General features: G+C 42.6%; 21 protein-coding genes and 1 other RNA gene. 8 read left to right on the top strand and 14 right to left on the bottom strand.

Annotated features, from left to right (window positions below; genetic code table 11):
• Window positions 1-89 precede the first annotated feature (89 nt).
• The 3 genes from NSTC745_RS31125 to NSTC745_RS31115 all read right to left on the bottom strand — a co-directional run bounded on the left by NSTC745_RS31125 (window position 90) and on the right by NSTC745_RS31115 (window position 2,276).
• Window positions 90-659, bottom strand: coding sequence for an HD domain-containing protein (locus NSTC745_RS31125; RefSeq protein ID WP_445634452.1), 570 nt, complete (start codon window positions 657-659; stop codon window positions 90-92).
• A 146-nt stretch (window positions 660-805) separates the two neighbouring features.
• Window positions 806-970, bottom strand: a complete 165-nt coding sequence (locus tag NSTC745_RS31120; RefSeq protein WP_445634451.1) for a CopG family transcriptional regulator — start codon at window positions 968-970, stop codon at window positions 806-808.
• A gap of 352 nt (window positions 971-1,322) precedes the next feature.
• Window positions 1,323-2,276, bottom strand: a complete 954-nt coding sequence (locus NSTC745_RS31115; RefSeq protein WP_445634450.1) for a phosphatase PAP2 family protein — start codon at window positions 2,274-2,276, stop codon at window positions 1,323-1,325.
• 370 nt (window positions 2,277-2,646) lie between these two features.
• Here NSTC745_RS31115 and cysC point away from each other — a divergent pair, with 370 nt between their 5' ends.
• From cysC to NSTC745_RS31100, 3 genes are all read left to right on the top strand, one after another.
• Window positions 2,647-3,183 carry an adenylyl-sulfate kinase gene (gene cysC, locus NSTC745_RS31110; protein WP_445634449.1) on the top strand — a complete coding sequence of 179 codons (537 nt, stop codon included), beginning with the start codon at window positions 2,647-2,649 and terminating at the stop codon, window positions 3,181-3,183.
• Between the two features lie 225 nt (window positions 3,184-3,408).
• Window positions 3,409-3,798: a transfer-messenger RNA gene (ssrA, locus tag NSTC745_RS31105) on the top strand.
• A gap of 48 nt (window positions 3,799-3,846) precedes the next feature.
• A complete protein-coding gene (locus NSTC745_RS31100; protein WP_445634448.1) occupies window positions 3,847-4,179 on the top strand; it encodes a hypothetical protein in 333 nt (110 codons plus the stop codon).
• Here NSTC745_RS31100 and NSTC745_RS31095 read toward each other — a convergent pair.
• On the bottom strand, window positions 4,157-4,612 hold the full coding sequence (locus tag NSTC745_RS31095) for a helix-turn-helix domain-containing protein (RefSeq protein WP_445634447.1): 456 nt from the start codon (window positions 4,610-4,612) through the stop codon (window positions 4,157-4,159). The genes NSTC745_RS31100 and NSTC745_RS31095 overlap by 23 nt on opposite strands.
• 1,425 nt (window positions 4,613-6,037) lie before the next feature.
• Here NSTC745_RS31095 and NSTC745_RS31090 point away from each other — a divergent pair.
• Window positions 6,038-7,756, top strand: a complete 1,719-nt coding sequence (locus NSTC745_RS31090; RefSeq protein ID WP_445634446.1) for a diflavin flavoprotein — start codon at window positions 6,038-6,040, stop codon at window positions 7,754-7,756.
• Between the two features lie 133 nt (window positions 7,757-7,889).
• Entirely contained in the window at window positions 7,890-9,602 is a 1,713-nt protein-coding gene (locus NSTC745_RS31085; protein WP_445634445.1) for a diflavin flavoprotein, read from the top strand.
• Between the two features lie 105 nt (window positions 9,603-9,707).
• Here the strand turns inward: NSTC745_RS31085 and nagA are convergent, their stop codons facing one another.
• On the bottom strand, window positions 9,708-10,877 hold the full coding sequence (nagA, locus tag NSTC745_RS31080) for an N-acetylglucosamine-6-phosphate deacetylase (RefSeq protein ID WP_445634444.1): 1,170 nt from the start codon (window positions 10,875-10,877) through the stop codon (window positions 9,708-9,710).
• A gap of 73 nt (window positions 10,878-10,950) precedes the next feature.
• Here nagA and purE point away from each other — a divergent pair, with 73 nt between their 5' ends.
• The 3 genes from purE (at window position 10,951) to NSTC745_RS31065 (ending at window position 15,228) form a co-directional block, all read left to right on the top strand.
• Window positions 10,951-11,472, top strand: a complete 522-nt coding sequence (gene purE, locus NSTC745_RS31075) for a 5-(carboxyamino)imidazole ribonucleotide mutase (protein WP_445634443.1) — start codon at window positions 10,951-10,953, stop codon at window positions 11,470-11,472.
• 338 nt (window positions 11,473-11,810) lie between these two features.
• Window positions 11,811-13,292, top strand: a complete 1,482-nt coding sequence (locus tag NSTC745_RS31070) for an ammonium transporter (protein WP_445634442.1) — start codon at window positions 11,811-11,813, stop codon at window positions 13,290-13,292.
• Window positions 13,293-13,665: 373 nt separating this feature from the next.
• Window positions 13,666-15,228: an ammonium transporter gene (locus NSTC745_RS31065; protein ID WP_445634441.1), complete on the top strand. Its 1,563-nt coding sequence runs from the start codon at window positions 13,666-13,668 to the stop codon at window positions 15,226-15,228.
• Between the two features lie 83 nt (window positions 15,229-15,311).
• Here the strand turns inward: NSTC745_RS31065 and NSTC745_RS31060 are convergent, their stop codons facing one another.
• From NSTC745_RS31060 to NSTC745_RS31020, 9 genes are all read right to left on the bottom strand, one after another.
• Window positions 15,312-17,234 carry a GTPase family protein gene (locus NSTC745_RS31060; protein ID WP_445634440.1) on the bottom strand — a complete coding sequence of 641 codons (1,923 nt, stop codon included), beginning with the start codon at window positions 17,232-17,234 and terminating at the stop codon, window positions 15,312-15,314.
• Window positions 17,235-17,497: 263 nt separating this feature from the next.
• Window positions 17,498-18,445, bottom strand: coding sequence for a F0F1 ATP synthase subunit gamma (locus tag NSTC745_RS31055; protein WP_445634439.1), 948 nt, complete (start codon window positions 18,443-18,445; stop codon window positions 17,498-17,500).
• A 94-nt stretch (window positions 18,446-18,539) separates the two neighbouring features.
• Window positions 18,540-20,060: a F0F1 ATP synthase subunit alpha gene (gene atpA / locus NSTC745_RS31050; RefSeq protein ID WP_445634438.1), complete on the bottom strand. Its 1,521-nt coding sequence runs from the start codon at window positions 20,058-20,060 to the stop codon at window positions 18,540-18,542.
• Between the two features lie 192 nt (window positions 20,061-20,252).
• Entirely contained in the window at window positions 20,253-20,807 is a 555-nt protein-coding gene (gene atpH, locus NSTC745_RS31045; protein WP_445634437.1) for an ATP synthase F1 subunit delta, read from the bottom strand.
• Window positions 20,804-21,376 carry a F0F1 ATP synthase subunit B gene (locus NSTC745_RS31040; RefSeq protein WP_445634436.1) on the bottom strand — a complete coding sequence of 191 codons (573 nt, stop codon included), beginning with the start codon at window positions 21,374-21,376 and terminating at the stop codon, window positions 20,804-20,806. The genes atpH and NSTC745_RS31040 overlap by 4 nt, the downstream gene beginning before the upstream one ends.
• 212 nt (window positions 21,377-21,588) lie before the next feature.
• Window positions 21,589-22,020, bottom strand: a complete 432-nt coding sequence (locus NSTC745_RS31035; protein ID WP_096538203.1) for a F0F1 ATP synthase subunit B' — start codon at window positions 22,018-22,020, stop codon at window positions 21,589-21,591.
• Between the two features lie 277 nt (window positions 22,021-22,297).
• Complete coding sequence (atpE, locus tag NSTC745_RS31030; protein WP_009457001.1) at window positions 22,298-22,543, bottom strand: ATP synthase F0 subunit C; 246 nt, start codon at window positions 22,541-22,543, stop codon at window positions 22,298-22,300.
• Window positions 22,544-22,698: 155 nt separating this feature from the next.
• Window positions 22,699-23,463 carry an ATP synthase subunit a gene (gene atpB / locus NSTC745_RS31025; protein ID WP_445634435.1) on the bottom strand — a complete coding sequence of 255 codons (765 nt, stop codon included), beginning with the start codon at window positions 23,461-23,463 and terminating at the stop codon, window positions 22,699-22,701.
• Window positions 23,464-23,524: 61 nt separating this feature from the next.
• Window positions 23,525-23,965 carry an ATP synthase subunit I gene (locus NSTC745_RS31020; RefSeq protein ID WP_445638727.1) on the bottom strand — a complete coding sequence of 147 codons (441 nt, stop codon included), beginning with the start codon at window positions 23,963-23,965 and terminating at the stop codon, window positions 23,525-23,527.
• Between the last annotated feature and the right edge of the window lie 94 nt (window positions 23,966-24,059).

The raw sequence follows: 24,059 nt of genomic DNA, 5'->3' as shown, positions 1-24,059 counted from the left end.
TCTGTTAATGTTTTACCTACAGCCTCAGAACAACGTTTAGGTGGACGGCAAACTTCGAGCTTAAATTAAACCAGATGAACTCAAACAAGTTAACTTGATTGTAATTCGTTAACAACTCGTTCGAGTTCTTTTGTCATCCAATAATTATCTGTTTGACGATAGATTTCAATTAATGATTGGTAAAACCAAAAAGTCTTTTCTTTACCATTATTAAACTCAACCCAAACGGCATCTCCCCGTTGTTGTAAATCTGTTAATAAGGATCTAGCATTATGCAATTTGTCTGCTAAAGATACCAGCTTTACAGATGGCGATGCATGGCGCAGGTTTTCTAAATACCGTTGTTTCCGTTCTAGCCAGGGGGGTTTAGGAGGTGTATCCCACTCCGTACAACCATCGATTATTGCTATTACTGTTTCACCAAAATGTTGGCGGATGTCTTCACGGGTGACTTTACCGCCTTGGTCTTCGATACTGTCATGTAACAAAGCTGCGATCGCTTCTTCCTCACTTCCGCCAGCTTCTATTACCAAAGCTGCTACACTCAGTAAATGTGATATGTAAGGAACGCCGCTAATTTTGCGTGTTTGATTGGCATGAAGACGAGTCGCATAGACTAAAGCTGATTCAAATTTTTCTGTGAGTTTAACTGTATCCATAACTCTAAAAATTATCAGTAGAAGGCAGGAAGCAGCTAGCTATGCTGAAGGCAAAAGTATCCAAGCCTCTCCCTTGATAGGGGAGAGGCTTTAAATTTTGCAATTAATCTTTCCTATTGCCTATTGCTTAGCTCAACAAATACACTCTATTTTTGAGAAAGTTTTTCCTCATTAGTAGAAAGAGAGCGAATTAACTCGCGAATGACATCGGTTGCTGGTCTACCTGTAGTTGAGCAGTATTGCTCAAGCTTCTGTGCCTCTTCTGATGCCAGATTGATTGTAAATCGTTTAACAGCCCATTTTTTATTCATGATTCAACAAACTATGTTTTTGCAGGTACTTCTCTAATATCAGTTTTTTATGCTGTTACTACAATGGTATAATCAATGAAATCGCATTTAAGAAATAATGAAGATAAATGCTATATTTCTCGATTAACCGTGAAGAAATAAATTCTACTCTAAAATGTGAAGTTTAGCTAATTGGAATGCACTAATTGTAAACATAATGTTAAATTCACAACAAAGTATACATATAAAACAGAAGAATTACTGAACTGGGTAGAAGGCAATAGGCAAAAGCAAAATAAATTGAAGATTAATTCTTCTTTTTGATTTGATTAATAAATGATTCGCGATCGCTTTGAATTAATCGACAATAAATTTACCGAGAAGCAAGATATTTTTGTTCTAATTGTAAGGTAATTATACAGGTCGCTAAGCATAATAAACCTACAGCATAACCAACGAAGACATCAGTAGGCCAGTGAACACCTAGATAAAGCCGACTAAAACCGATAGCAAGAATTAAAATAGCAGTCAACGTGAAAATTTGCTTTTGCCATTGAGGGTATTGCTTGGCAAAAAGGTAAGCTATGAGGCCATAGACTACTAAAGAGAGCATGGCGTGACCGCTGGGAAAGCTGGGGTGGCCGACATTAATAATCCACTTCCACAGTGTTGGACGCGCTCTACCAAAAAGTAGTTTTAGCAACGCCATTAAAACCATTGCACCACTGGTAGCTATACCCAAAGTAGTTGCTTGCCAGCGACGGTCATCATATAACAAATTAATTTCTACTCCTAAACTAATTAATAGTAAAACCAGTGGTTCGCCAAAAAAAGTTATACCAACAATGACCCGATCGAGAAGTGGAGTATGCAGCTTTTGGATTGCTAGCAAAATACTGCGATCAAGACCATATCTGTGCAACAATGCACTACAAAGAGCTAAGGAAAAAATAGCCCCAGATAATTCAATAAGGTGATTGTTTACTGTATATATAGGTAAATTTTTCGCTTTTTCGCTAATATCAAGTTTTGGTATAAGTAGTTTATTAAATTTTTTTGTGTAATCTAAGACAATATTTTGGAGAATTAAAGCGATCGCATTTGGACTCAAATCTCGATTAAAAATTACTAGAACATTTCCGGTCAAATTATTGACTTGAAATTGGCCAATTATTTTCTCCTGTGATAACCTTGATACTAAGTAGTTTTTTAGACTCTGAGAATGCTTCAGTCCACTTACTTTATATCTAGCTCTGCCTTTGACAGCAGTATGTATAGCTTCAATCAAAATATTTCGCTCGTAGCCATTATTCAAATCAGCGTTCATTATTCTAACTAATCAGTTTTCGTAAAAGGATATTTTACAGCGATTTTCTGGGCAATGAACCACATTATTTTTATTTGACACTAAGCAAGAAACAAGATTGTGTCAAGATACATGAAAACTACTGTAATTATAAAACAATAGACTTGGCGTTAGAGACAAAAACCTAACGTTCGGTAGGCTGGTTGAAGAACCTACGCCCAAGGAAGTTGCCTTGAGTAGGGTAACTGAATATTTTGAGATGGAGAAAAGATTCTCGAAATAGTTGTTAAGGTAGTGGCGAGCGCTGGTTAAATTATGTTAAATAGAGGTTTGGCGATCGCACGTTAAATTAGATGGAATATTCTCATTGTCATAATATACTTTGTAAAATATGAATAACTTGAAATCATTTGGTTTCACTTGCTGGTTAACTGGATTATCTGGCGCAGGAAAGTCAACTTTAGGAATAGAAATAACCAAAGCATTAGAGCAATTATCAGTTACGTGTGAATATTTAGATGGTGATGTCATCCGCACTAATCTTTCTAAAGGTTTAAGTTTTTCTCGTGAAGATAGAAATACCAATGTTGCCAGAGTTGGTTTTATTTGTGGACTTTTAAATAAACACGGCATTAATACCGTTGTGGCTTTAATTTCTCCTTATCGTGATGCCCGCGAACAACTTAAACTTGAAATACCCAATTTTATCGAAGTTTTTGTTGATACTCCTTTGGAAGTTTGTATTACAAGAGATATTAAAGGTTTGTATAAAAAAGCTTTAGCTGGAGAGATTGCTGAATTTACTGGAATTTCTTCTCCCTATGAACCGCCTTTAAATCCAGATATAATTCTTAAAACTCATAAAGAAACTGTAAATCAATGTGTAGAAACAGTTTTAGATTATCTTCGGGCACAGGGGAAAATTTGACAACTCCCCACCGTTCAACCGCAGGGATTCTTGCTTCAACCAACATTGCCTCTAAAAGCAGCGCCTTTAGACGGGGGCATCAGCGAGAGTCTGTTGAGTATGGCATTAATAGTTCTCAGGCTCTAAAGTTAACGAAGTGTCTAATTTGGTGAAGTTAACTGTTAATAGATCTACACGAATTAAAAATCGCGTATTTTATTACTATAATAGGAATATAAAGCGCATGGGTCCGTCACGGTTTCGACAGGTTGGCGAACGCTGCTCTGTGATTCAGGTCGAGAGCGAGTCATCTCTCGGAAATCAAAGGCTCAAAACAAAAGTAAATGCGAATAACATCGTAAAATTTGCTCGTCGGGAAGCTCTAGTAGCAGCCTAAAACGCCTCTTACAGGTTCGAGCGTCTTTAGTCCGACTCCGTTAAGGGCTAGGGACAAACCCCAACGGATGCTCTAGCAAGCGTTCTTTGGTTGGCTTGCTGGCTAAGATTAAACCAAAGCATCCTACGTTCGGGATAATGAACGATTCCCGCCTTGAGGGTCAGATAGGCTAAACCTGTGAATGAGCGGGGGGTCAATACCCAATTTGGACAGCAGTTCGACTCTGCTCGGATCCACTAACAGAACAACTAACAAATCCACCTGATAATTTGATAGCCAGGTGGATTTTGTTTTTTACTGTCCGAACAGAACTATATGTAGCGATTCTCCAAAATGAGGCAACAGATCTAAATCAGGAAAGTCCTGCTGCATCTAATTTTCTGAATTGCGTAGCTTGCTTCTTGATGCAGCGGGTATTGCCGATTGGTATAACTTGGGTTTGGCAAACGAGTAGCGATCGCCTCTTGAGTTTGACTGTTACTGTACTTGTAGTTAAGATCTGCGATCGCTACCCAAATCCTGTGCCAACTTTCGATCTGCTCAATTTCCCACTATTTGATTCTAGTTCTCCAAACTCTGAGCGGCGTAAACCATCGCTCAGAGTTCTCTGCCAATTCTGAATTCTTCTTTATGTGTGGGTGTATTTGCAAACTTCCTTCGCCTTTTTTTGAGTACCCGTCGCAGCCGATCTGCACTTAAATTTACTTGGCGATCGGACGCCAATTTTTTTGCTAGTTCTTGAGAATTATAAGCCTTTGGCTCTTGAGCTAAGCAATTTTCTAGATAAATCAAATCTGATTCCGAATATCGCGGCTTTCCTCCTCGACCAGGAGCATCCCATAAGCCTGCCAACCCCAACTTTTCCCAGCGATGAAGGGTTTGGCGTACTGTTGAAATCGCCCAATTCAAGCCTTTAGCTATTTGCTCATTTTTTAAACCACGAGCATTCAACAGTAAAACTTGGGCACGATCCTTGGTACGTTGAGGAATATTTTTAGCTTTTCTTAACTCTTCTAGAGTTAGCTTTTCTTCTTCACTTAGAAAAACTTTCAATCGGCATCCCATAAACAATAACCTTTTACACAGTCAATCTTTGGCATTTTTACGTCTATATCAGACCTCTCAATTGAGTACGGCACACATTCAAACAAAAGTTTAAAAACCAAACAATAAGTATTAATGCTACCGTAGTCTATTTTGATGGCTTATACACAGAAATTTTGGCTTGAGAACATTTTCAATGTTGAAATTTACCATGAAAAAGTAGGCATCTTTAAGAATAGAGCCTTGGGTTTTATAGGTATCTTTATTACATAGCCAGAGGCCATAGCTGACGGCTATGAAACCAGTAATTTTTTGGCTTTGCCTTGATTAGTGCCTAATGTCGATCATACAAGACTGTATCATTAATCTTTTTCAATCCTTTATATTGCTAGAGATGTTTATCGAAACTTTAAAAATTGTTTTGCTGCCATTTTCGACTTGAATGAGTAGAAAAATGAATGTATCAGCCCAGTTTTTTTATTACACTGCCTTGAGGGAATTAGCTTTGACTATCTCCGAAAATATTCTTGTTTTCTCTAGTTTACATAAAATTTACATTTTCGGTATCAATATTTTCGCTAGATAAAACAAAATATGTACTCTCTATTGTAAAAGATACTACTGACTGGTTAGTATTTGATGATTGTGAAAAATCTCTAACAAAAGTTTCCTACTTTTCTTACTTTTCTTACTTTTCTTACCTTTCTTACTTTTCTTACTTTTATTGCTGAGTTATCAGACTGGAGAGCATTTCTTTTTCACTGAGAATAACAAACCAAGTTTACGTCAGAGTAACGTCAAATTTAAAGACAGACTTAATGTAATACCAATTCTATATGAAGATGCACAGAATATTAAACGAACCGCCAAGTACGCCTTTCCTGCGGAACGCTTCGCGAACGCGCAGCGTCTCGTAGAGAAGAGCGCCAAGAATAGACAGTTACTCATTTAGTGCAGCTTCACATTAAATTGGTATAAGTATGTAAATTAAGTGTTGTTTTTTATTGGTATTTTGTCTAAAGTGGGATGCTGCTTAACGGATTACCTAATAAATCAAAAATTGAAATGTGCGATCGCCTAATATTTTGTGTCACAAATCAACGCTTTATTTTTGAATTTTGGTATATCATAAATATTTTTCATATTTTGGATGATTTTGTATTTTTTTGAATTTTGATATAAAAAAAGATATCATACACATGATATTTTGTAATTATCAGACAATTTAATAATTAGCAAAATTAAATACTAAGTATGTATTGGGATATTAATTAGTATTTAGTAAATGTTTTGAGTTAAAAATAATGCAGAAAAATAGCAATGATTAATACAAGTTAAAAATTGCAAAAACTAATATTCATTACAACTTTCAAAAAAAAATATAGGGATAATGGGAAGAGAAAAAATCTGATAATTTGCGCTCGGAGACAGATAATGGTAGCGATCGCAGAAAACGTTCAACATCGGCTAACTATACAAACTGTAGAAATTGCCCCTAATACAACGGCGATTCGCTCTCTTGATTGGGATCGCGATCGCTTCGATATCGAATTCGGACTGCAAAATGGTACAACCTACAATTCATATCTAATTAGGGGCGAACAAACAGTTTTAATTGATACTTCTCACCAGAAGTTTCGCCAGCTGTATTTAGATACCTTAAAAAGTCTTGTTAACCCCAAGACAATAGATTACATAATTGTTAGTCACACAGAGCCAGACCATAGCGGCTTAGTGGAAGATGTGCTTCAGTTAGCGCCGAGAGCCACGGTTTTGGCTTCTAAAGTTGCATTGCAATTTCTGGAAGGCTTAGTACACGATCCATTTTCAAAACGGATTGTTAAAAGTGGCGATCGCATAGATATCGGCAAAGGACACGAAATCGAATTCGTGAGTGCGCCTAACCTGCACTGGCCCGACACAATCTTTAGCTACGACCGTAAAACCCAAATCATCTATACTTGTGATGCATTTGGGATGCACTTTTGTGACAATCGCACCTTTGACGAAGATTTAGAAGCGATCGAAGCTGACTTTAGATTTTACTACGACTGTTTGATGGGCCCTAATGCTCGTTCTCTGCTGAATGCCATGAAGAGAATGGGTGAATTGGGGAAGATTAATATTATCGCCAACGGTCACGGGCCATTACTATATCACCATCTAGATGTTCTAACTGGATGTTACGAAACTTGGAGTCAAAGACAAGCCAAAGCAGAAACAACAGTTGGTTTGTTCTTTGTCTCAGATTACGGACACGCTGAACGCCTTGGTCACGCAATTGCTGAGGGAATTCAGAAAACAGGAGTTGGGGTAGAAGTCCTAGATCTGAGTACCGCCCAAAGCCAAGAAATCCAAGAGCTAGCTGGTAGAGCCTCTGGCATCATTATTGGTATGCCACCCACCACCAGCGCCGCCGCCCAAGCCAGCATCAGTTCCCTATTAGCTGTAGCTAGGAACAAACAAGTGGTTGGACTATTTGAATGTTATGGCGGAGATGATGAACCCATCGATACACTGCGGAGAAAATTTATCGACCTGGGTGTCAAAGAAGCATTCCCCGCCATTCGGATTAAAGAAGCTCCCACCGCATCGACATTCCAACTGTGTGAAGAAGCCGGTACAGACTTGGGACAATTGCTGGTGCGCGATCGCAACATCAAGCAAATCAAATCCATTGATGTAAACCTAGAAAAAGCTTTGGGTCGGATTAGCAGCGGACTGTACATAGTTACCGCCAAAAAAGGTGATGTCAGCAGCGCCATGCTAGCTTCCTGGGTGACACAAGCGAGTTTGCAACCACTAGGATTTACAATCGCCGTTGCCAAAGACCGCGCCATTGATTCCTTAATGCAAGTAGGCGATCGCTTCGTCCTCAACGTGTTGGAAGAAGGCAATTATCAAGAACTCAAAAAGCACTTCCTCAAACGCTTGCATCCTGGTGCTGACAGATTTGCAGGGGTGAAAACTCAAACCGCCAAAAACGGCTCCCCAATTCTGACTGATGCCCTGGCATACATGGAATGTGAAGTACAGAGCAGTATGGAATGCAGCGACCACTGTATTTTATACTGCACCGTCCAAGAAGGTCGCGTCTCCAAAGCCGATGCATTGACAGCCGTCCGTCATCGCAAAGTTGGAAATTATTACTAGGGAATAGGGAGTGGGGAATAGCGAATAAGGATTAGGTGCTGGGTACTGAGGCAACTCTTCCCCTTTCCCCTTTCCCCCTTCCCCTTTCCCCTTTCCCCTTTCCCCATCAATTCCCCTACCTCACTCAACACCTATGATCAATTCCAAGCCACGCGACGTTCAAGTTTTACCAATTGCCACAAATAGTAAGGCTCTCAGGGCACGTAGTTGGTCACGTCTGCGGTTTGAAATTGAATACGCACTTGAAAGAGGTACTACCTCCAATTGCTATTTAATTGAAGCTGATAAAACCGCACTAATCGATCCACCACCAGAAAGCTTTACCGAAATTTATTTAGAGACGTTGCGGCAAACTTTAGATTTGACGCGTTTGGATTATGTGATTTTAGGTCATTTTAATCCCAACCGAGTTGCAACCCTCAAAGCAATTTTAGAACTAGCACCACAGGTAACTTTTGTTTGTTCTCTTCCTGGTGCTAATAATTTGCGTGCTGCTTTCCTAGACCGGGATTTGCAAGTCTTGGTGATGCGGGGGAAAGAAACTCTGGATTTAGGCAAAGGTCATGTTTTAAAATTCCTCCCTATTCCTAGTCCGCGTTGGCCGGAAGGACTTTGTACCTACGACCAGCAGACTCAAATCCTCTACACAGATAAGTTATTTGCAACTCATATCTGTGGAGATGAAGCGTTTGATGATAATCCAGAGGCGCTTAAAGAAGACCAGCGTTACTACTTTAACTGCCTGATGGCTCCCCAAGCTGCTCACGTGCAAGCAGCTTTGGAGAAAATATCAGACTTGCAAGTGAGAATGTATGCTGTGGGTCACGGGCCCTTGGTACGCACTGGCTTAATCGAACTGACCAAAGCTTATGGAGAATGGAGCCGTTCTCAAAACGATCGCGAAATTTCCGTTGCTTTACTTTATGCCTCAGCTTACGGAAACACAGCAACTTTAGCACAAGCGATGGCTCTGGGACTGACCAAAGGCGGAGTCGCAGTCAAATCGATTAACTGTGAATTTGCCACCCCTGATGAAATTCGCATCAACTTACAACAGTCAGATGGTTTTATCATTGGTTCTCCTACCATTGGCGGTCATGCACCAACTCCGATTCATACTGCTTTAGGTATTGTGTTATCCAGCGGTGATAACAGCAAACTGGCTGGGGTGTTTGGTTCCTATGGCTGGAGTGGCGAAGCATTCGATTTGATTGAAGGTAAACTCCGGGATGCTGGGTATCGTTTGGGTTTTGAGACTTTGAAGGTGAAGTTTAAACCTGATGATGTGACTCTCAAATTCTGTGAAGAAGTAGGTACAGATTTTGCCCAAGCATTGAAAAAGGCTAAAAAGGTACGCGTACCGCAACAAGCGGCGACTCCAGTGGAACAAGCTGTGGGTCGAATTGTTGGTTCCGTTTGCGTACTAACAGCAAAGCAAGGAGAAGTATCTACTGGGATGCTAGGCGCTTGGGTTTCTCAAGCTACCTTTAATCCACCTGGACTGACTGTAGCGATCGCCAAAGATCGAGCGATCGAATCTTTAATGTATCCTGGTGGTAAATTTGCCTTAAATATTTTACCTGATGGCAATCATCAAGATTACATGAAGCATTTCCGCAAATCTTTTGCGCCGGGAGAAGATCGATTTGCCAGCTTTAGCACAGCAGTTGCAGATAACGGCTGTACCGTTCTTACCGACGCCTTAGCATATCTGGAATGTTCGGTCAACCAACGTCTCGAATGTGGAGACCACTGGGTTGTGTATGCAACTGTAGATGAAGGTAAGTTGCTCAAACCTGATGCTGTTACTGCCATCAACCATCGTAAAACCGGTACTCATTACTAATGCGAGTCTGCAAAGCAGGCCCACGTCATTATTAATTAGATAGTTTTAGGTCTTGCATTTACCTCTTAACCCGCTAGAGAATCAATCCTCTGGCGGGTTAAGCTACTATAATCTTTGCCAAAATAGTTCTTTAGTCTGTTCATCCCAATGCCAGCGTAATAAATTAGCGGTTTTCGCTGGGGCAATTCCTGGTAAACCAATTGCTTGTCTTGGTGCATTGGTAGCTAATAAAATTGCACTTTCCACGTCGCAAATTCCCCACTTTACCAAATTCTGCACTCCTACCAATAAGGGTAAAGTCGTTCCTGATAATGTGCCATCTGGTAATCGTGCAGTACCATTTTTGACTTCAATTTGCCGACTGTCCCAAGGATACACCCCATCGGGTAATCCCAGAGGTGCAAGGGCATCACTAACCAAAAATAGCCCTTTTTCTCCATTGCTAGCACGCAGTAAAATTTGCAGCATGGTAGGTGAAACATGCTCTCCATCGGCAATAAAACCACACATGACATGCGGGTCGGTAATTGCTGCCCCTAGTAACCCAGGTTGGCGATGATGTAGTGCTGGCATAGCATTGAAGGCGTGGGTTACCATCGTTGCGCCTAGTTCAAAGGCGCGTTGCGCTTCTAGGGCCGTCGCTTGGGAATGTCCTAAACTGACGGTAATTCCTAAGGAACGCAAATATGGAATTACTTCACCACTAGGATCTAATTCCGGCGCTAAGGTGATAACTTTTACAATCTGGGCATAATCTCCCAAAACCCGCTTTACCTCATCAATTGTTAAGGGTAACAAGTACTCTGCTGGGTGTGCGCCGCGCTTGTGAAAATTCAAAAATGGCCCTTCTAAATGTACCCCAAGAATTTTTGCGGATGACTTCGCCCCCAAGCTGTCTTTTTCAGTAAAATTAGCTATGACTGCAAGCGATCGCTGAATATTTTCTACCGAAGTTGTGACAAGTGTCGGTAAAAATCCATCTACTCCTACATCCCACAAATATTGCGTTATTTTCTCAAGGATATGAGCGTTTTCAGTCTTCAAATCAGGAAATGCCAATCCCAATGCACCGTTAATTTGCAAATCAACGCCGCCTAGAGAAATCCAGTCATCTGCTACATTTAGTTGGGTAGCACAGCTGTGGGCGCCTACAGCATTCATTGGTAAGATTTGCTCAATTATTCCCTGTTGATTTATCAAGAGCATTTGCAAATCTTTGTAACCAGGGACTCTAGCGTTAATAATTTCTAGGGCACTTTGTGTTGCTTGAGTCATCACATTCGCGAGAATATAGCTAAATCTGATTTTAAATTCAACAATCGACCATTAATCCAAAATCCAAAATTCTATGGCTCCTTTAGTTGGTATTATCATGGGCAGCGATTCTGATTTGCCCACCATGAAAGACGCGATCGCAGTTTGTGACGAATTTGGCGTTGAAAACGAAGTGGCGATCGTTTCGGCGCATCGTACCCCAGAACGCATGGTGGAATATGCTAAATTCGCACACCAACGCGGCATTAAAGTAATTATTGCTGGTGCGGGTGGTGCTGCTCATCTACCTGGAATGGTAGCCTCTTTAACTCCTCTTCCTGTCATCGGTGTTCCTGTAGCCACCCGTAACTTACAAGGGCTGGATTCACTGTATTCAATAGTACAAATGCCCGGTGGTATTCCCGTAGCAACAGTAGCGATCGGTAATGCCAAAAATGCCGGACTTTTAGCAGTACAAATACTCGCAACAGCACAACCAGAATTACTAGAAAAAGTGCAAACATATCGCCAAACCCTATCTGAATCAGTACTAGTCAAGCAAGCAAAATTAGAAAAACTCGGTTATGAGCAATATTTAACAAGTTCTGAATTCTGAGTTCTTAATTTTACATTGCATTGCTCTAGAACAAAGCTTAAAAGTAACAGCTAGTTAATTTTTCGTATAAAAACTTAATAATATACAAAGTTACCTGGTTATAATACCGGAAAATACTTAGCTACAAAGGATATAGTTACTTTATTTGGTTGGATAGCGAGTTATGTTGTCATCATAGTTTGAAAAACTGTATCTTTTAATACAGTTTTTGGGTTCAACTAAATAGAGAATCAGTCAAATTTATACGTTGTAGGTATAAATTTACCAAAGTGCAGCAAGATGTTGTTGAGTCTATTACCAACATCGCCGATCGCTTTTCCAGCAGCAAAAAGTAAGCAATGAATAACCGTATTCGACCCTGGTATCGCCTAATAGCGCTAGGTATCGGTTCAATGGTATTTGCAGTTTTAGCGCCGACAGTTGTCCAGGCAGCAGATCCTCCTACTGTGCAATCTTTATCAGAAACGACCGTAAAGCTGCAAATTTCGATTGATACCACTTGGGTATTATTATCTGGTTTTTTAGTATTCTTTATGCAAACCGGGTTTGCCATGTTAGAAGCAGGTTTGCTGCGGCAGAGAAGTGTAGTTAATGCCTTGTTGGAAAACTTCATTGATGCCGCTGTAACTATTTTGGCATGGTGGGCGATCGGCTTTGGTATCGCTTTTGGTACGAGTGCTGGCGGTTTGTTTGGGATAGATACCTTCTTCCTCAGTCAGCTACCAGCTGCTGATGGTAGCTATCCATTGGGCGCACCTGGTTCCACAGCTGCTATCAATACGTATACCTTGTTCTTCTTCCAGTTTGCTTTTGCTGCTACTGCCAGTACCATCACCACCGGTTCAATGGCTGGAAGAACGGATTTTATTGGTGATTTAATTTACAGCGCCATTATGGGTGCAATTAGCTACCCAATCGTAGTTCATTGGGCTTGGAACGCCAACGGCTGGTTAACCAAGCTGTACTATCATGATTTTGCTGGTGGTTCCGTTGTTCACACCGTGGGTGGCTGGACAGCGCTAATTGGTGCTTATTTACTTGGCCCCCGCCCTGGCCGTCCGCCTTGGGGGACACTACCGCAAGCCCATAATTTGGGGTTGGCAACTCTGGGAACAATGATTTTATGGTTTGGCTGGTATGGGTTCAATCCTGGTTCAACCCTCAGCACAGCTAATCCAGGATTAATGGGATTAGTAACAATTAATACGACATTATCCGCAGGAGCCGCGGCACTAGCAACGATCTTTTTCCAATACACCCGCACAGGAAAATGGGATTTGGTTTATTGTCTCAATGGTTCTCTGGGTGGATTGGTAGCAATTACAGCGCCTTGTGCTTTCGTTGCTCCTTGGGCAGCGGTTTTGATTGGCATAACGGGTGGTATTTTAATTGTACTTGGAGTGGATTTTATTGAGTCACTCCACATCGACGATGCGGTGGGGGCATTTTCCGTACACGGTATCAATGGCATGATGAGTACTCTCTCAGTAGGCTTCTTCGGTCAAGCAGAACTGACGTTGAACAAAAAGGCAGGGTTATTTTTAGGTGGCGGCTTTGATTTGCTGGCTATACAACTTTTGGGCTTAGTAGCGATCGCAGTTTTCAGCGTCGCCTTCGCCTTTTTAATGTATGGCGGTCTCAATGCAATAGGACGCTTACGTGTGAATCCTGAAGCCGATCGTATCGGTATTGATGCTTACGAACATGGTGCATCGGTATGGCCGGATGTTTACGCGATGCCTGCGGCGGGCGTAGCCATCGCAGAAGCAGAAAAAAATCACACTCAGACTCCTGACATCAATACTTTTGAGAGCGAATAGAGTTAGCGATCGTGTTGATGGCTGAAAAATAGTTATTGTTAGTCAATGAGGTGTGTTATCCAGTACTATCAAATTTTTAATTGGCATTAAACAAACGATTTTGAGGATTAGCTGTAAAAATATCTTTTTGAGATAATAAAGATTAAGTAAAGTAGACTTAATTGTTTAACAAACTATATCTGAATTTCTTAAGAAGATATACGAAAAATATTTACAGATGTACAATTTTTTTTTACACTCCTACTAAGGTTATTTGATTTTCTGATTGGAAAACAAATGGTCACAAGGAAAAATATCAAAAACTACTGGATTTAACTCCTGACTTGAGTTTTTCCTATTTTGAACCATGCTTTGAAGGATGATGTTCAAATTCATGTACAAACAAAAATCGAACCCAAAAAAAAGGCATCAGTCTGTAAGAAATTACGGAGAATTTTCAAAATCAAACTCAAAAGTCAAAAGATTTTACTTAGCAATTAAGCGACTTACTCCTAGTTGGCAAGCCTGCTTACCTTTAGCTTGTCTGATTGTCTTGGGTTGGGGTTATGCCGCAGTTGCTCAAACTCCACCTGCCGCCCCAACTACAGCAGAACTCAAAGTTGCTCTCGATACTTTGTGGGTTGCGATCGCGGCCTTTTTAGTATTCTTTATGAATGCTGGTTTTTGTATGTTAGAAACCGGCTTCTGTCGCCAGAAAAATGCAGTCAACGTTCTTGCAAAAAACTTGATTGTATTTGCTCTGGCCACCGTTGCTTTTTGGGCAATTGGTTTTGCTTTCATGTTTGGCGACGGCAATGGTTTCATCGGATTGAATGGATTTTTTCTATCAGGAGAAGATAACAGTCCGGCAACAGGAGATACGTATAAAGGTGTCTTCAGTGCCCTGAGTTGGGCTGGCGTACCCCTAGCTGCAAAGTTTCTATTCCAGCTAGTATTTGCTGGGACAGCAGCAACAATTGTTTCAGGTGCAGTTGCTGAAAGAATTAAGTTTGTTGGCTTCCTCATTTTCAGTCTCTTACTCGTAGGTATTTCCTACGCTATTACCGGACACTGGATTTGGGGCGGCGGTTGGCTGGCGAAAAACGGTTTCTGGGATTTTGCTGGTTGTACAGTTGTTCACTCCGTCGGTGGCTGGGCAGCTTTGATGGGAGCAGCATTTCTCGGCCCCCGCATTGGTAAATACCAAGATAAACAAGTTGTTGCCCTACCCGGCCACAACATGAGTATTGCCACCTTGGGCTGTTTAATTCTTTGGTTGGGCTGGTTTGGTTTCAACCCCGGTTCTGTAATGGCTGCCGATCCTAGCGCAATTACTCACATTGCTTTAACAACCAACATGGCTGCTGCTACCGGTGGTATTGCCGCCACAATTACAGCTTGGCTTTACTTAGGCAAGCCAGACCTGTCAATGATTATCAATGGTATTTTAGCTGGCTTAGTTGGTGTTACAGCCGCTTGTGCTTTCGTAAGTATCGGTAGCGCTTTCATTATCGGTTTAATTGCTGGAGTAATCGTAGTTTTCTCTGTCACATTCTTTGACAAACTTGGCATTGATGACCCAGTGGGAGCTACCTCAGTTCACCTAGTTTGCGGTATCTGGGGAACTCTAGCAGTCGGTTTGTGGTCTGTTGGCCCCGGTGTTTACTCCTGGTATACTGAAACACTTGGCCCAGCAAAAGGTTTATTTCTAGGTGGTGGCTTTGGACAGTTGGGCGTTCAATTGTTGGGCGTTATCTCAGTAGGTGGTATCAGTGTTTTACTCAGTAGTATTTTTTGGTTACTACTAAAAGCTACTTTAGGTATTAGAGTATCTAAGCAAGAGGAATTAGAAGGCTTGGATATTGGCGAACACGGTATGGAAGCCTACAGCGGATTCTTGAAAGAAGCTGAGGCAACTTTATTTTCTGAAGCAGAAAGTTCAGTTGGAAAATTTTGAATTTTCCCCTGACTAAACTCGACGGGATTCTCAATTATTGCTACGAGGTGCGGTATAGATCTGTACTTCGTAGTTTTTTAGTTTTAGGAATTTTGACTGAACGTAGATAAATATTTCTTAAAGCGATCGCCAAGTTGTTCCACCGTCAAATTTTGAGTCCAATATTCCACTAAAGCGTGACCAAATGCCCAAGCATTTTGTTCGGCTGATGCAGAGTTTTCTAACAGCAACGGCCACAAAGATAATAAATCAAAATTCAGTGGGTTACGGTTACCTGTATTCAAAAGCGAGAAAAGCTCATAGGCCATTTGGAGTTTCCCGATTACAATTGGTAACTGTTCCACAGGAATTTGTTCTGCTAACACATAAGCCAAGGTTGGAGATCCAGTTGAGAAAGTAGAAATAAACTGAAGAACTGGACTTTTAAGCAGTGATGCTAATCCCTTGGTTGTGGTCATTTGAAAAGTGTACTGGTCGATGATTTTCGCAGCAGCAACGGTACGGGCTTCTAGATTACGCAAAAACCGGGCGAGACGGAGTTGTTTTGCAGGGGCGATGGCATTTACTAATCCCAACGATAGCGGTTCCACTCCCCAAGCAGCTCGGTTTGTTTTGCTGTCAGCTGTAACTACGGGGAAAACTAAATTGCAAAACTCACCCAGCTGCTTGGCGCGATATTCAGTAGCTTCACGAATCGCAATTTCCTTGGGACGATCGCCCCATTCCCAATCATAAGGCGGTTGCCATTCGCGGATGGGACGCAGACGATCTACCTGAGTCACAACTGCGATCGCTGGTAAATCTGCAATTTCCCCTTTCATGTCTTGGAGAAAGTCTACATCCATTTGCAATGCAGGATCTAAGGCTGGGGTAGCTAACAACAATAAATCTGCATTGGCAGCATAATCAAGCACTAAATCTCGTAAATCTGTACGGTTGACTTGTTCGTAACCAGGTGTGTCTAAAAGCGTCAAGGTTTCCCCAGTTTGAGACTGCCATTGATAATTTTGAATGCGATCCGTACTAGGCAAGACATCTACAGCTGCGAGATCTGCTTGAAATAGCGTGTTAATTAAGCTGCTTTTTCCGGAACCCGTGCGCCCCACCAGCAGAATATTCACGGGTTTTTGTTCGACTACCTCGGCTGGTTGAGCTTGAGCGAGGATTTCTTTGAGTGTTTGGGTTTTTACTTTGGGTATGGTTGGCGTAGTTGAAGATACTGGAATCGTTAGCGTGCTACCTCCGTAAAGGGCGATCGCTTGCTTGCATAAATTCCTCAGAGCAACTTCCCGGAATAATTGGCTCAAATTCACCAATAATTGCTCAGTTGCGCGGTTACTTGAACCTTGGCTAACTTGTTTTGCCACCGCCGCCACCGGATTTAATAGCCACTGTGCCCAGTTCCACGCTTTCCAGAATTTCCGGGCAGATGGTTCTAACTTGCGGTAGACTCCGTAGGCTTGGTATGCTTGTCCGACTGTTACCTGATTGAGTACGGGGGATAAATTTTGCATCCACAAATCCACATCATCCACCGTTCCCCGAATCAGCCCGTAAGCTTGGGGTACGTAGATATTCAGTAGCGGATATTGAACTTGAGGATTGTAAATATGAGCGATCGCTACAACTAAATCCTGACATCGCGTCCAAAAAGTTTGCCAATCTTCCCAAATCGGGCGATCGCTTTGTGCCGCTTGCAAAATCTCTTGCAGGGCGGCTTGGGCTTGCTTAGTCGTGTCACTTCCTGCTGATACTACAGTATCTTCTGTTGCCGATTCTAATTCTTGGTGGAATTCGGCTAATACAGCTTCTACCTGCTGTAGAGCGGGTTGAGTCCATTTGACTAACAGCCAACGCCAGCCAACGAATAAAAGAGTGAACACACCCCAAATCCAATTAATGCCCCACTCATGGATTTGCAAACCGGCAGCTACCAGCAAGAAAATGATAATGAAAGCGATCGGTATTGCCAACACAACCCATTGCCACAGCTTTAATCGCACCATTGCCCTATACCTTTTGAGTTTTTGCAAAAATCTCTCTTGTAAAAAGTTTATCGTTTTCAATTTGGCCGGGATAAAGCGATCGCTCTATGGGCATAGCAGAGCTGTTTTCCCTAACACAAAAACAATAAACTTTAGCTGAGTTAGCTCGCTGGGCATTGGTATTAAAATCGGCATTTATGGCTTCAATAACTAAAAATAGCCAATCGCTAATCTTAAAATAACTAGCAATTGGCTATTTTGAACGATCCACAACAAGTATTTTCCTAAGTTAATGCTTCAGCACCACCCACAACCTCAAGGAGTTCTTGGGTAATTGCTGCTTGTCGCGCTTTGTTGTAAGACAGGGTAAGAGTGTTAATCAATTCACCAGCGTTATCACTGGCATTACTCATAGCTGTCATCCGGGCTGCTAGTTCGCTAGCTGCCGATTCTTGCAGCGCCCGCAATAGCTGGTTACTAAGATACAGGGGCAACAAAGAATCGAGAATCTGTAGCGGATCTTGCTCGAAAATCATGTCAGCAGCTAACGGCCGCACTTGCTTTGTAACTTTCTCGCGTTCAACTTGAAATTGACCGCCACGGGTTGTCAAGCGGAAGATTTCATCATCGCCTGTTTCTAGACCTTGGGCATCCAAGGGTAGCAAAGTTTGCACCACAGGACGGGAGCTAACCAAAGAGACAAATCTGGTATAGATTAATTCAACCCGGTCTACTTCTTCCGAAAGGAACAAGGAAAGTAGTTGGTCGGCAATTTGAGTTGCTTCCGCGGCGGTGGGAATTTGTTCTAAGCCGCTGTAGGTAGCATCAATGGGTTGATTGCGGCGTTGAAAGTACTGTGTAGCTTTACGTCCGACAATCACAAATTGATAGTCTACACCTTCTGCCTTGAGTTCCTTGGCCCGGTTTTCAGCACGACGAATAACGTTAGTGTTGTAGCCACCGCATAGACCCCGATCGCCAGAGACGACCAGAAGTGCCACGGACTTAACTTCCCGCTTTCTCAACAGTGGCAGGTTTGCTTCTTCAAACCGCAGACGAGTTTGCAAACCATACAATACTTGTGCCAACCGATCGGCAAAGGGGCGAGTTGCTAGCACTTGTTCTTGCGCCCGACGGACTCTCGCCGCCGCAACTAGGCGCATGGCTTCTGTAATTTTTTTGGTGTTTTTGACCGACTGAATGCGATCGCGTATTGCTTTAAGATTGGCCATATTTTTGTCCTTAGTCCTTAGTCATTTGTCATTTGTCCTTTGTCACTAGCCATTAGTTGTTACCAATGACTAATGACTAATGACCGATGACTAATTACGCTGTTGCTTTGAAGGTCTTCTTGTATTCGGTGAGTGCTTCCTTCAAAGCTGCTTCTTCATCGGCATCGAGTACTTTCTTGGTTTGTACTGCTTGGGCGTACTGGGGTTTACCTGTCTTTAAGTATTCACGCAGACCTTGAGTAAAGCTGGTAACTTTATCTACAGGTACATCATCTAAGTAACCGTTGATGCCAGCATAGAGAATTGCTACTTGCTCGTATACGGAAAGAGGAGCATTTTGGGGTTGCTTGAGCAATTCCCGCAAGCGTTGACCCCGTGCCAACTGGTCTTGGGTGGCTTTATCTAAGTCAGAAGCAAATTGCGCGAAGGCTTGTAGGTCGTCAAATTGCGCTAGTTCCAGTTTAATTTTACCGGCAACTTTTTTCATTGCCTTGGTTTGAGCCGCAGAACCTACGCGGGATACGGAAATACCGGGGTTTACAGCGGGGCGGATACCAGCGTTGAACAAGTCAGAAGATAGGAAGATCTGGCCGTCGGTAATAGAAATTACATTAGTGGGGATGTATGCCGAAACGTCACCAGCTTGGGTTTCGATGATTGGGAGGGCGGTCATGCTGCCTTTACCTAATTCATCGCTGAGCTTGGCTGCCCGTTCTAACAAGCGGGAGTGGATGTAAAATACATCACCAGGGTAAGCTTCCCGTCCGGGTGGACGACGCAGCAGCAAGGACATTTGCCGATAGGCTTGGGCTTGCTTGGAGAGGTCATCGTAAACTACCAGGGTAGCTTTGCCTTTGTACATAAAGTACTCAGCGATGGTTGCGCCTGTGTAGGGAGCTAAGTATTGTAAGGTGGCTGGGTCGCTGGCATTAGCGGCAACGACGATGGTGTAGTCGAGTGCGCCTTTTTCTTGCAGTGTTTGGACTACGTTAGCTACGGTGGAAGCTTTTTGCCCAACTGCAACGTAGACACAGATTACATCTTCTTCTTTTTGGTTGATGATTGTGTCAATGGCGATCGCAGTTTTACCGGTTTGGCGGTCGCCGATAATCAATTCCCGCTGTCCGCGACCGATGGGAATCATGGAGTCGATAGCTGTGATACCCGTTTGCATGGGTTCGTGTACAGACCGACGGGCAATGATACCGGGTGCTGGAGATTCAATCAAGCGGGTTTCTGAGGACTTGATGTCTCCCTTACCATCGATGGGACGACCCAAAGCATCTACAACCCGACCGATTAAGGCTTCTCCCACGGGGATCTGGGCAATTCTACCAGTGGCGGTTACAGAGCTACCTTCTTGAATTTCCAGCCCTTCACCCATCAGTACTGCGCCCACGTTGTCTTCTTCCAAGTTTTGGGCGATACCAACTGTACCATCTTCAAATTCTAAAAGTTCCCCAGCCATAGCCTTTTCCAGACCATAGATCCGGGCAATACCGTCACCAACTTGTAGAACTGTACCGACGTTAGCAACTTTGACTTCTTGGTCGTATTGCTCGATTTGTTGTTGAATAATGCTGCTGATTTCGTCTGGTCTAATTGATATGCTCATGTGTCTATCTTTTTTGCTTGCGAGACTGAAGAAGTAATTTTAGTTAGGAGTTAAGAGTTAGGAGTGATGAGTTAGGAATGATGAATTAAGAGTGGTGAGTTAAAAAAGCAAAGATTAAAAGTCAAAATAAACTACTGTCTACTTTACTTTTAACTCTCAACTCCTAACTCCTAACTCCTAACTCCTAACTTTCTAACCACTAGTTAAGCGCAAAGAAAGGCGGCGCAGCTGACCCCGAATGCTGGCGTCAATTACTTGGGAGCCGACTTTAATAATCACACCACCAATTAATTCGCCGTCTACTTTGGTTTCCAGTTCGACTTGACGAGCATTAGTGATGGCAATCACTTTTTCTCTAATTGCTTGCTGTTGAGCTTCTGTGAGGGGAACGGCTGAAGTTACTTCCGCCAATACGGTTTGGTTCAGCTGCCGCAACAGCGCTAGATATTGCTGTAAAATCGGTTCCAAGAAAGCAATGCGTCGCTTATCTACCAGTACCAGCAAAAAATTGCGTAAGTAGGGATTACCGCCTTCACCGACTAGTTGTCTGATAAGAGATTTTTTGTTCTCAGGCTGAATAAATGGGTTGCCCAAGAAGTTTTGTAGCTCTTTGTTTGTTGAGAGCAGACCGAGGAGAGTACGCGCATCTTCTCCGAACTCTTCTGTCAAATTTTTCGATTGCGCTATTGACAAAAGTGCCTGTGCATACGGTTGGGCTACTTCGACTGCCGCTACTTGACTTGTCATATGCTGCCTCCCAATTGTGCGATGCTGCGGTCAATTAAACTTTGTTGAGCATCGTCAGCAATTCCGCCTTTGAGTTGCGACTCGACTCTTTGCAATGCTAGTGTAGCTACCCGTTGGCGCAGTTGGGCGATCGCCCGCTCTTGTTCGGTGTTTAAGTCCGCTGCTGCTGTTTGTTTCAAGCGTTCTACGTCTTGTGCTGCCTTCGCCAATAAAGCTTCTTTTGCTTTTTGGGCGTTTTCTTCAGCAGCTTTGCGGATGCGTTCTGCCTCTGCTTGAGCTTCGGTTAACTGCTTTTGCGCTTGGGATAGGGCAACCTTGGCCTCTTTTAAGCGCCCTTCTGCTTCCTGAATGGCGTTGGCAATATTGGATTGTCGCTCGTTCAGGATATTGCTTAAAACTTTACGTCCGAAGTAGAATAATATGCCAACCAGAATCGCTAGATTGATCAGATTGGTTTCTAATATGTCTAGATTTAGACCGAAACCACCTTCTGCTGCGCCTTCTGCCAGTTCAGAGCCAACAGCGTTCGCTTCTGCGGCAAGTAATAAGAATGTGCCCATGATACCCATTTACAAGTGCGCTGCTTGCTGTACGTTAGTGTTTTCCGCTAAGGGAATTAGCTAAATAAATCCCGTAAGGGAATCAGGTAAATAAATCCTGAAGGGAAATCAAGTATCTTTCATTCCGAAGGAAAAAAGTGCCTTTTTTTTGACACTTAATTTAGCGCTCTGGAACTAGTGTCCAGCTGCGCCTATGCTGACACAGAACTACTCGTGCCAGCTTATCTAACTACCGGTTGTCCCAATAGTTTTTCTAGAATCTGTCTACTTAGACCATCAACTTGTTGCTCTAAGGTACGCAAAGCTTCCTGCTTTTGTTGTTCTATTTCAACAGCAGCTTGTTCTCGTTGAGACTGAGCTTCTTTTTGCGCCTCAGCGATTTTTTGTGCAGTAATTTTCTTAGCTTCAACTTGAGCTGCTTCTACAGTAGCTTGCGATTGTCTGCGAGCGTCTGCGAGCTGCTGCTCGTATTCTGCGGCTAACCGCTCGGCTTTTGCCAAGCTTTCTTTTGCATCAAGGGTATTCGTCCGGATGTAGTTATCGCGATCGTCTAGTACCTTGGTGAGTGGCTTATAGAAAATTACATTCAACAAAGCTGCCAATAACAGGAACTGCAATGCCATGAAGGGCAAGGTAGCATCGAAATCAAACATTTCTCTCCTCTTTGGCTGGAGTAGCAGTTTTCATGGCTAGCAAAATCATCCAACCTTTGATATTTTTACAGGCCGATAGCCAACAAGGGTCAAGGGGTTTTGGATTTTAGAGCGAGCGGTTTTAGATTAACACCAACCCAAGGATACGTTGCTCTGGGTATTTTAGATTAGTGATTTGGGATTTCTTCTATCTACAAGCTTCGGCATATTGCCCAAAATCTTTAGAAGGTAGAGGCGCGATAATTCACGTCTCTACAATCTCAGAAATTTTTACCTTTTATGCGAAGGGGTTAGCAAATAGCAACACCAAAGCAATAACTAGACCGTAGATTGTCAAGGATTCCATGAAAGCCAGGGTTAACAGTAGAGTACCCCGAATTTTTCCTTCTGCTTCAGGTTGACGAGCGATACCTTCTACTGCTTGGCCGGCAGCGTTTCCTTGACCGATACCAGGGCCAATTGCAGCTAAACCGATCGCCAAAGCAGCAGCTAGAACTGAAGCAGCAGAAATTAAAGGATCGATAGTGCCGGCTGCCGCAAGAACGTAAGAAGCAGAAATTAATGAACCCATGTTGATTTACCTTACCTTGAGTACAAAACGAACAATTTTTGTGTTGAGATTTGGAATTGCATCCAAATTGAGCATCCAAAATCTAACATTACATCAACTGAGGGACTCTAATGTGCCTCCTCATGCTCTTCTCCACCATGTCCCTCCATCGCCTCATGAATGTAGGCTCCGGCTAGGGTAGCAAAAACTAGGGCTTGAATGGCGCTAGTAAACAAACCCAGAGCCATTACAGGCAGAGGTATAAATAGAGGAACTAGCAGAACCAGCACCGCTACTACCAATTCGTCCGCCAATATGTTGCCGAATAGACGGAAGCTTAGGGAGAGGGGCTTGGTAAAATCTTCGAGAATTGCGATCGGCAATAAAACAGGTGTTGGCTCTATGTATTTCTTGAAGTAGCCCAAACCCCGCTTGCTAAAACCCGCGTAAAAGTACGCTAAAGAAGTTAGCAATGCCAATGCAACAGTCGTATTGATGTCATTGGTGGGAGCTGCCAATTCACCTGAAGGTAGCTTGATGAGCTTCCAGGGAATTAACGCACCTGACCAGTTCGATACGAAAATAAACAAGAACAAAGTACCAATAAATGGTACCCAAGGGCGGTACTCTTTCTCACCAAGTTGGTTTTTTGCCAAATCTCGAATAAATTCCAGGGCATATTCCATCAAGTTTTGGATACCCTTGGGAATTCTTTGAGCGTTGCGAGTAGCAGCGATTGACGCCACTACTAAAATGCTAATCACAAACCACGAGGTCAGAAAAACTTGCCCATGAATTTTAAGATTGCCCAACTGCCAGTAGAAATGATGACCTACTTCTAATTCGGCTAGGGGAAAAGAATTAAAGGCGTTTAAGACACTAAGCATTTGCATTCTTCAAGCATTTCCCCAACGAGCGAGGATTGGGAGTATTGTCTTTAGTGAGCCTGATTTTTTAAGAATCAGGAATGAACGCAGTTTGCACCATATAGACGAGGAGCGTCGCTTTGTAGGTTAAAAATCCCAAAAATATGGGCACAATCTTTAGCTCATGCCATTGAGTTGCTAATACAATCAACCCAATAAACAGCGCAAAACGAGTTTTGCTCAAACGGGTTTTCTCACTACCGAGTTGCTCGACATCTTTAGCCAGCATTTTTAAGTAAACCACACCTGTACACGCTCCAATCAAATAATTGAGAGCAATGTTTAAGGAATAAAAAATCCACACAGAGATAAAAATAATCCCCGTCAAGACAAGTGTGATTACAAATAACTTCTGGTAAAGTTGATAGAACTCTCCCATACTGTTATCTGATTCTGCGTTATCAGAATCAGTTTTAGCATCTTGTCGTGTCGTCGGAGTCGGTGCAATTGGTTCTTCTGACAAGCTCACGGAACTCGAAAGTAGTACAGCTAAAGAGGATGACTGCACATTCAGTCAGCTGAATCATATCACGATCCGGTAACAATACTTTAGAAAAAAACAA

It is taken from the genome of Nostoc sp. DSM 114161 (genome assembly GCF_052692665.1).
The sequence above is the reverse complement of the archived record's forward strand: the minus strand, read 5'-3'. Positions and strand labels throughout refer to the sequence as shown.

Bases quoted from the DNA above. Each gene is read 5' to 3' on its own strand.
- atpH (WP_445634437.1), bottom strand. From the start codon at position 20,807: ATGACAAGTCAAGTAGCGGCAGTCGAAGTAGCCCAACCGTATGCACAG.
- NSTC745_RS31090 (WP_445634446.1), top strand. From the start codon at position 6,038: ATGGTAGCGATCGCAGAAAACGTTCAACATCGGCTAACTATACAAACT.
- NSTC745_RS31125 (WP_445634452.1), bottom strand. From the start codon at position 659: ATGGATACAGTTAAACTCACAGAAAAATTTGAATCAGCTTTAGTCTAT.
- NSTC745_RS31070 (WP_445634442.1), top strand. From the start codon at position 11,811: ATGAATAACCGTATTCGACCCTGGTATCGCCTAATAGCGCTAGGTATC.
- NSTC745_RS31085 (WP_445634445.1), top strand. From the start codon at position 7,890: ATGATCAATTCCAAGCCACGCGACGTTCAAGTTTTACCAATTGCCACA.
- NSTC745_RS31035 (WP_096538203.1), bottom strand. From the start codon at position 22,020: ATGTTTGATTTCGATGCTACCTTGCCCTTCATGGCATTGCAGTTCCTG.
- NSTC745_RS31060 (WP_445634440.1), bottom strand. From the start codon at position 17,234: ATGGTGCGATTAAAGCTGTGGCAATGGGTTGTGTTGGCAATACCGATC.
- atpB (WP_445634435.1), bottom strand. From the start codon at position 23,463: ATGCAAATGCTTAGTGTCTTAAACGCCTTTAATTCTTTTCCCCTAGCC.
- NSTC745_RS31115 (WP_445634450.1), bottom strand. From the start codon at position 2,276: ATGAACGCTGATTTGAATAATGGCTACGAGCGAAATATTTTGATTGAA.
- purE (WP_445634443.1), top strand. From the start codon at position 10,951: ATGGCTCCTTTAGTTGGTATTATCATGGGCAGCGATTCTGATTTGCCC.
- cysC (WP_445634449.1), top strand. From the start codon at position 2,647: ATGAATAACTTGAAATCATTTGGTTTCACTTGCTGGTTAACTGGATTA.
- nagA (WP_445634444.1), bottom strand. From the start codon at position 10,877: ATGACTCAAGCAACACAAAGTGCCCTAGAAATTATTAACGCTAGAGTC.
- NSTC745_RS31040 (WP_445634436.1), bottom strand. From the start codon at position 21,376: ATGGGTATCATGGGCACATTCTTATTACTTGCCGCAGAAGCGAACGCT.
- atpA (WP_445634438.1), bottom strand. From the start codon at position 20,060: ATGAGCATATCAATTAGACCAGACGAAATCAGCAGCATTATTCAACAA.
- NSTC745_RS31055 (WP_445634439.1), bottom strand. From the start codon at position 18,445: ATGGCCAATCTTAAAGCAATACGCGATCGCATTCAGTCGGTCAAAAAC.
- NSTC745_RS31065 (WP_445634441.1), top strand. From the start codon at position 13,666: ATGTACAAACAAAAATCGAACCCAAAAAAAAGGCATCAGTCTGTAAGA.
- NSTC745_RS31120 (WP_445634451.1), bottom strand. From the start codon at position 970: ATGAATAAAAAATGGGCTGTTAAACGATTTACAATCAATCTGGCATCA.